The 6994-nt window shown below is 70.3% G+C and carries 8 protein-coding genes; 1 reads left to right on the top strand and 7 read right to left on the bottom strand.

Translation table 11 applies throughout. The features are described from left to right. From HUV06_RS13615 to HUV06_RS16530, 6 genes are all read right to left on the bottom strand, one after another. On the bottom strand, positions 1–663 hold a 663-nt coding region (locus tag HUV06_RS13615; RefSeq protein WP_217433863.1), incomplete at its 3' end, for a hypothetical protein. 140 nt (positions 664–803) lie between these two features. Further along, complete coding sequence (locus HUV06_RS13610; RefSeq protein WP_174301797.1) at positions 804–2099, bottom strand: phage portal protein; 1296 nt, start codon at positions 2097–2099, stop codon at positions 804–806. A gap of 46 nt (positions 2100–2145) precedes the next feature. Further along, positions 2146–2352, bottom strand: coding sequence for a hypothetical protein (locus tag HUV06_RS13605; protein ID WP_174301796.1), 207 nt, complete (start codon positions 2350–2352; stop codon positions 2146–2148). A gap of 14 nt (positions 2353–2366) precedes the next feature. Next, entirely contained in the window at positions 2367–3749 is a 1383-nt protein-coding gene (gene terL, locus HUV06_RS13600; RefSeq protein WP_174301795.1) for a phage terminase large subunit, read from the bottom strand. Further along, positions 3742–4191, bottom strand: coding sequence for a hypothetical protein (locus HUV06_RS13595; RefSeq protein WP_174301794.1), 450 nt, complete (start codon positions 4189–4191; stop codon positions 3742–3744). The genes terL and HUV06_RS13595 overlap by 8 nt, the downstream gene beginning before the upstream one ends. Before the next feature lie 494 nt (positions 4192–4685). Further along, entirely contained in the window at positions 4686–5303 is a 618-nt protein-coding gene (locus HUV06_RS16530) for a TetR/AcrR family transcriptional regulator (protein ID WP_174301793.1), read from the bottom strand. Positions 5304–5384: 81 nt separating this feature from the next. On the opposite strand from HUV06_RS16530, the gene HUV06_RS13585 reads away from it, so the two are divergent. Further along, positions 5385–6461: an aldo/keto reductase gene (locus HUV06_RS13585; protein ID WP_174301792.1), complete on the top strand. Its 1077-nt coding sequence runs from the start codon at positions 5385–5387 to the stop codon at positions 6459–6461. A gap of 112 nt (positions 6462–6573) precedes the next feature. Here HUV06_RS13585 and HUV06_RS16490 read toward each other — a convergent pair whose 3' ends face one another. Then, a complete protein-coding gene (locus tag HUV06_RS16490) occupies positions 6574–6804 on the bottom strand; it encodes a DUF1902 domain-containing protein (protein WP_174301798.1) in 231 nt (76 codons plus the stop codon). Positions 6805–6994: the final 190 nt, after the last annotated feature.

Here is a 6994-nt window from a genome sequence, read left to right as displayed (position 1 = left end):
CTCTCCCGACTCTGGCTTGGCCGCCCCTTGATCTGCGCCCAACCGGCCGGCTTCGCGCCCTACAATCTGGGTCCCGGCCTTCGCCGGGATGAGCGGATCAGAGGGAGCAATCCCTTCGGTCAGCCTAGCCCGCGCCGCCGCCACGTAGTCGTTGCGGCGGCCCGGCCGGCCGGCGGCCTTGGCCATGGCTTCCGCCTCGGCGCGCACCGCTTCGTTCGAGGGCGCCCTCGGCGCCGCCTTCCAGAGGTCGATCACCGCCTCCGGGTTGCAGGGCCGGTCCACCAGGCTGATCTCGTCCAGCCGGATGGAGGTGATCAGGTTCCGGTCCGCGGGGTCTCGCGCCAGCACCTTGCCGCCGATGGACAGGCCCTTATAGACGCCGGCCCTGACCTTCTTCACCGCGGTGGGGTCGACCACGTGGGCGCAGATGCGGGTGGCGCCTTCCTCGTCTACCTCGGCGTAGAGCGCCGCGCCGGCCGCCAGCGGCTGGTGCATCTCCCGGATCGCCCCAAAGGCCATGTAGCCCGGCAGGGCCGCGCGCATGGCGGCGGGCGCCACCACCTCGCCCGCGCCGTCGCGGGCGCCTGTGGAGGCGACGCCGTGCACCTTGAGGGTGCCGTCGTCCTGGGGCTCCAGCTTGGTCAGTTCGCCGTAGAGGATCATGGTTGCTCCATCTTAGATGCTCCCCTGCCGGGGGAGCTGTCGGCGAAGCCGACTGAGGGGGCCGACGCGAAGCGGCGGCGCTACCCTCTCCACCAAGCTGCGCTTGGTCTCCCCTCCCCTAGTGAGGGAGGATCGAAGGGTCACAGCGGCTCGGCGCCGGTGGCGGTGTAGATGCGGGCCACCTCGGCGCCACGCAGCGGTCCGAGGCCGCGCCGGTCGCGCACCTCCGCCAGGGTCGTCGAGCCGTTCCTGATGTTGATGTCGTCGATCTGGGCCTGGACCAGCGGGTCGACGTCGGTCTCGTCCGACCAGCTCCATTCCAGGTCGGGACGGCCGAACTCGCGCGCGATCAGGCCATCGGCGATGCGCTTCCACCAGAGCTTGCGGGGCTGGGCGCCCTCGGCCTGGGCGCGGTCGCTGTCGTTGTCGGCGGTGGAGCGGTTCATCTGCTTGACGAACGGCGTCGGCGGCAAAGAAAAGGCGTAGCAGACGATTCTGGCCAGCCACTCGTCGAAGTCGTCCTTCAAGGGACTGTCCTTGAACGGCTGGTACTTGGTCTCCGCCGGCGCCCAGTAGAGCTTGGACTTGGCCGCCACCTCGCCGCTCAGCCGCAGGTCCCACGCCTCCTGCAGGGTGCGTATGGCGTCCGGGCCCCAGCTGGAGGGGGCGTTCAGCAGGCCGGAGGGCACGTTGCCCTCGGTGAAGTAGCCCAGCTGGGCGGTCTGGCGGCGCAGCACCGTATTCAGCGTGACCACGATCTGCTCCACCGGCGACAGGCCGTAAAGGTGGTTGGGCCGCGGGTTGCGCGGCGCGTAGATCAGCTCGTCAGTGGTCAGCTCGGCCCAGACCACGCCCTTGATCACCTGCTGGTAGGCCGGCAGGGGAGCGAGCGGCCGGCGGCCGGTCTCGTCCACCAGCAGCTTCAGGGTGTCGCCGGGGATCACGTCCAGGCCGACCAGCTTGCCGGACCGGTCCCGCCGCATCTCCGCCGCCGGGGCGTCGAGCACCAGCAGGTCCTCAAGCATCGCCCGCAGCCAGGTGGCGAAGGGCGTCACCCCATCGGGGCGGGCGAAGAAGCGGGCGATCAGCGCCGCCGCCTCCGCCCCGCCGGCGGCGGGGGTCGAGGCGCGGCGGGGCTTGATGGCCCAGTCCAGCCGCTCGATCTGGTCCTTGACCGTCTCGATGGCCAGCCGCACCGGCTCGACATTGGCGAAGCTGCGCAGCTCCGCAAAGCTGAACGGGGCCGAGGCGCGGGGCGTGGTGACCGTGTTGGCGCCGACGTTGAAGTCGAGCGTCCGCACCGGCTGCGGGGCGCTCGGCGCAATCGGGGCGCCCGGCGAGAATATGGACCCCGATGGCTGGAAGGTGGACCGCCAGCGCCCCCCGTCGCTCAGGCGGAAGCTGAAGGCCGTGCGCAGGCCGCCGGTTGGAGGCATGGAGGGCTCCGTCGTAGGATGAGGAGGGTCAGCTCGGCAGGTGCGCTCAGATCGGCTCCGGCCCGCAGGCGCGGCTGAGCAGGCCGCAGATCGTGCGACCGCCCTGCAAGGACCGCGCGAGCACGCGCGCCTCCGCCGCATCGAGGCTTGCGGCCTCGATGATGCACAGCGTGTGCTGGAGCCCGCCACCGCGCGTCTGGGTGACGGTCGAAACGGCGTAGGTCCGCTGCTCCGGCCGACCGGACGGCGTCATCTCGCCCTCCGGCTTCACGGCGACGCCTGGCGCCGCAGCAGCTCCAGGAAGCCCTCGCTGTCCAGCCGCGCGCTGAGGAAGGCGTTGAAGGCGCGGGACGTGCTGTCCGCATCGTCGTCGTGGCGGCCTTCGGGGAAGGCCTCCAGCGCCGCGAACCAGCCCTCGTTCCACTCAGCCCGGAGCACGTACACCCGCCCCGCCTCGCAACTCGCCGAGAACGGCCCGAAGCGGGTGGCCTTGTCGCCGCTCTCCGGGCTTGCGCGCACCGTGTAGCCCTCCAGCGCCGCGATCAGCGCCAGCGACTGCGCCTTGCCGGCCTGGCCGGGATCCTGTGGCAGTGAAACCTCCACAGCCGGCCCGTCCAGATCGGCGGTGTGGCGGATCAGCCGCTCTACTTCGCCCGGCGTGTCGCGCAGGCGCACATGGTCGAGGACGTAGTAGGCGCCCCCGTCGCTGCGGCCGATCTTGGTCCCGCAGGTCCAGTCGGGATCGTTGTGGGCCGTCTTCGGCGTGCCCGCGAGATCCCAGCCCCGCACCACCCGCAGCCCTTCCGGCGCCGCCTCCACGATCCGGCACCAGTGCCGGCGGAACAGCAGCCCCGCGGCCGCGCGCACCTTCCAGTTCCCGTCCAGCAGCCGTGCCCGCTCCACCGCCGGCAGGGCCAGCAGGTTGGCGAGATAGCCGGGGTCGGCCGAGGTCAGGGCCGCGTTGTCCGAGAGCCTTGCCGGCACGAAGGTCGCCGACTTGGCCGGCAGGTGCGGATAGCGCCCGTAGAGGTCGCCGAGGTCGTCGGCCCAGACCAGGGCGTCGTCCACCCGCACGAACCAGCGCAGCCGCCCGGCGCGCTCAGGCGCCGGCAGCCCCGTGGCCTCGTCCAGCCACCAGGCGATGAAGCCCTTGACCCAGCTGTCCGCATCCGGGTTGCAGGTGGCGCGGATATAGGGCTGCACCCCGCAGGTGGACCGGTTGCGGCTGACCAGATACCAGAACTGGCGGCCTGAGAAGTGGGTCAGCTCGTCGAAGCCGATCAGCGGGACCTGCGCCCCCTGCCAGTCATGGACGGTCTTGTCGTGCTCCAGGTGGCCGAAGCGCACGCTGGCCCCGCTCGGGAACCGCCAGGCCAGCTGGGAGCGCAGGCCCTCCGCCCCCAGGTGCGGGTACAGCCGTTCGCTCTCGTCCCACAGGGCGCCGGCATTGCGTACCTGCACATTGGTGCGTCGGAAGATCACCGCGGCGAAGCCCGGATTGGCCACGTGGCGCAGCGGCTCCATCAGCAGCGCCCAGGTCTTCCCCCCGCCCGCCGCCCCGCCATAGATGGCGATGTCGGCGGGGCTGGCCAGAAAGGCCGTCTGCGGGCCGGGCTGGGGCGCGAGGCGGCGGGTCGCGGGCCTAGTCACGCCCGTTGTCCGGCGGCTCGAAGCTCACCGCGTCCGCCGTCCGCGCCCTTGGCCGGGCGGACGTGCGCGGGGCGATCCTGGCCAAACCGGCCCTGGCCAAACCGGCCCTGGCCGGACCGGCGCTGGCCGGACGGGCGCCCCGGTCCTCCCGCTCCGCGGCCTTCAGCGTTTGGGCCTGGGCGCCCCGCGTCTCGCGCCCGTCCGCCGCGAGCAGCCGCTCCTCCAGCAGCCGGACGCGCCGGGCCTGGCCGCGCTCCAGCGCCTTGGCGAAGGGCGAATGCTCCTCGCACCATCGGAGCAGGTTGGCGCGGCTGGTGCCGATCTCGCCCGCGAAGGCGGTGAAGCTGTAGCCTCGGCCCATGAACTCCTCGAGCTGGACGCAGTAGCGGCGACGGTACTGCAGGGCGCGCAGGGACGCCGGTGCGCCAGTCTTGATCGGCACGCGCAGCGCCTCCTATCGATGGTGTCGCGCCCGCGGCCGTCCGCCGGCCTTGGATCAAGGCTCGAAGCACGGCTCTGGGGTTCCGGCGCGGCCGGGGCGCGAGGGGGTGGCCGCGAAGTGCGGCGGCGTCTGGTCGAACGGGCGGCTGAGGCCTCTGCGCTTCGGGCAGGGCTACAGCCTCCCTTCCCCCTCGATGGGGGAAGGGTCGGGGATGGGGGTGGGTGCACCACGCATACGGAAGCGCTCGGGAGGCGCCTCCAAAGCCTTAAGCGTCAACGTAGGCGCGCGCACCCCCGCCCCTGCCCCTCCCCCATCGAGGGGGAGGGCACCAGTGAAACGGGCGGAGGGGACTGCCCTGAAGCTGCCGGAGAGGCCGACCGCGCCGCCGGTGAGGCCGCCCGGCGCACTTCGTCCGCATGACCTTCATACACCAAGCTCGAGTACGCAACATTGGCCAAGTTGCCGCTTTGTTCTCCTATGACGCGACAGAGGGTTTAGACGGGCCACGCCTTCAAGGTTTGATCCATGATGACCAGCAGGTCGGTCCGAGGCTTGCCGTCGCGGGCCAGCACGGACATGCCTTGGACGACCGCCATGACCATACCGGCGAGAGCGGCGGCGCTCGTCCCGGGCGGCAGGACGCCGTCCGAGATGTCGCGCTCGATCCTCCCGCATAACCAGGTCTCTGTCTGCTTGCGGATATCGGCGACGGCGCGCTGGACCTCGGCGGAGGCGGCCGACCCGCTGGCCGTCGCGCTGGCGAGCAGGCACCCCTTGGGCGTGGTGTCGCCGGTATAGGCCGTCGCGGCCCCGGTCAGCAGGTCGCGCGCGGCGTCATAGGCCGTCGGCGCTTCCCTGATCGCCCGGGCCACGGCCTCCGGATCGCCCGCATAGCGGCGCGCGGCTTCGAGGAACAGCCGCTTCTTGTCGCCGAAAGCCGCATACAGGCTGGGCGCCGTCACCCCCATCGCGGTCGTCAGGTCGACGATCGACGCCGTTTCGTAGCCATGGCGCCAGAAGGTCAGCATCGCCTGCTCGAGCGCGGCGTCGCGATCGAACGACAGGGGACGGCCGATCTTGCGGGATTTAGAACGGACTTCGGCAGATTTCATAGTGAGCGCTCTGAAATAGATTGACGGCCGTCAGCCGGCATAGCATGGCTTTCGTAACGAACGCTATGAAAGCAGAGCGCCATGTCCCTTACAGATTTCCGCACGCTCGGCCGCTCTGGCCTTGTCGTCAGCCCACTGGCCCTTGGAACGATGACCTTCGGACCTGGCGAATGGGGCGCGAACGAAGCGACGTCGCGGGCGATCTTCGACGCCTACCGCGGCGCGGGCGGCAACTTCGTCGACACCGCCGACATCTATTCCGGCGGTGAGAGCGAGAGGCTGGTCGGCAAGTTCATCGCCGACAGCGGCGCGCGCGAGGACATCGTCCTGTCCAGCAAGTTCGCCTTCAACAGTTCGGCGAGCCCGTTGACCGCGGCGCAGGCCGGCGGCGGCAACCCGAATGCGGGCGGAGCCGGCGCCAAGAACATCCACCGCGCGCTCGACGCATCGCTCAGGCGACTTGGGACCGACTATATCGACCTTTACTGGATGCACATCTGGGACGGCGTCACACCCGTCGAAGAGATCGTCCAGACGCTCGGAGACCTCGTGCGCTCGGGCAAGATCCGCTATTTCGGCTTGTCGGACATGCCCGCATGGCTGGCGATGAAGGCGGCGACGATTGCGGCCGAGCGACGCACGCCGGGGCCGATCGCCATGCAGCTCGAATACTCGCTCGTCGCCCGCGACGTGGAGGGCGAACATTTCCCGGCGGCGCGAGAAGGCGGCATGGGCGTGATGCCGTGGAGCCCCCTGGCCGGCGGCTTCCTGTCCGGAAAATACCAGCGCGGGAACACGGCCGGCGCTGGCCGGCTGAGCGGCGCAAACCCTTTCGGCGACAGCAAGTTCAGCGACCGCAACTGGGCCATCCTCGACGTGCTGAAGGCGGTTTCCGCCGAGCTCGACCGCCCCATGGCGCAGGTGGCGCTCGCCTGGACCCTGGCGCGCGCCGGCGTCGCATCGACCTTGATCGGAGCGAGCAAGCTGTCGCAGCTCGAAAGCAACATCGCAGCCACCGATCTTCGGCTGGACAGCGACCAGATGAAGCGTCTCGACGACGCGAGCGCGGCGCCCCCGGGGTTTAGCTCCAGCCTGTCAGCGCCCTTTATCCGGCGGATGATCTTTGGCGGCCACGACGTGGTTGGCTGGGGCGAATGACGAGGTGAAGCATGGCGTGCAGCTATATGGCCACGTCGGCTCCCGTCGCCTGAAGATTGCAGGGCGCCTTTCGTCGAGAAGCGGCCGTTGCGCATTCCGCTCGCACGTCCGTTCAGAGGTCGCTGGTATGGCGGATGGAGCGATCGTGGACGCCGGCGTTCTCGGCCAGCATCTCCGGCGCCAGGGCCTGGAACAGATTTTCGAACTCGGCCAGGGTGTCGGCCTCGATGATCAGGCCAGGGATGTCCGTTTCCGACACCCAGACCTTCGCCTCGGCGTCCCAGAGGGCCTTGACGTAGTAGGCGTCCGCATGCCGACCTCGCTCACCCGGCCGATGTGCAATCCGCGACTCAGCCCGTCAAGGATCGTTGACAGGCGCTGAAAGGGCGATGTCGGGCGTGAGTCTCACCTCGGAGAGGGCCGCCGCGCGTGGTCGATCGCCTGGTAGGCCAGCATGAGGTTGTCGCAGGCGGTGCGGACGCGGGCGGCCTGGGCGTGGGGGTTGGTCTCCGCGGTCTCGCGGACCACCACCT

The organism is Caulobacter sp. S45, assembly GCF_903642205.1.
In the GTDB taxonomy this organism is placed as follows: Bacteria; Pseudomonadota; Alphaproteobacteria; order Caulobacterales; family Caulobacteraceae; genus CAHJWH01.
The sequence above is the reverse complement of the archived record's forward strand: the minus strand, read 5'-3'. Positions and strand labels throughout refer to the sequence as shown.

Excerpts from the sequence above, each read along its gene's own strand:
- HUV06_RS13610 (WP_174301797.1), bottom strand. The coding sequence starts at position 2,099 with ATGCCTCCAACCGGCGGCCTGCGCACGGCCTTCAGCTTCCGCCTGAGC.
- HUV06_RS13605 (WP_174301796.1), bottom strand. The coding sequence starts at position 2,352 with ATGACGCCGTCCGGTCGGCCGGAGCAGCGGACCTACGCCGTTTCGACC.
- HUV06_RS16530 (WP_174301793.1), bottom strand. The coding sequence starts at position 5,303 with ATGAAATCTGCCGAAGTCCGTTCTAAATCCCGCAAGATCGGCCGTCCC.
- HUV06_RS13585 (WP_174301792.1), top strand. The coding sequence starts at position 5,385 with ATGTCCCTTACAGATTTCCGCACGCTCGGCCGCTCTGGCCTTGTCGTC.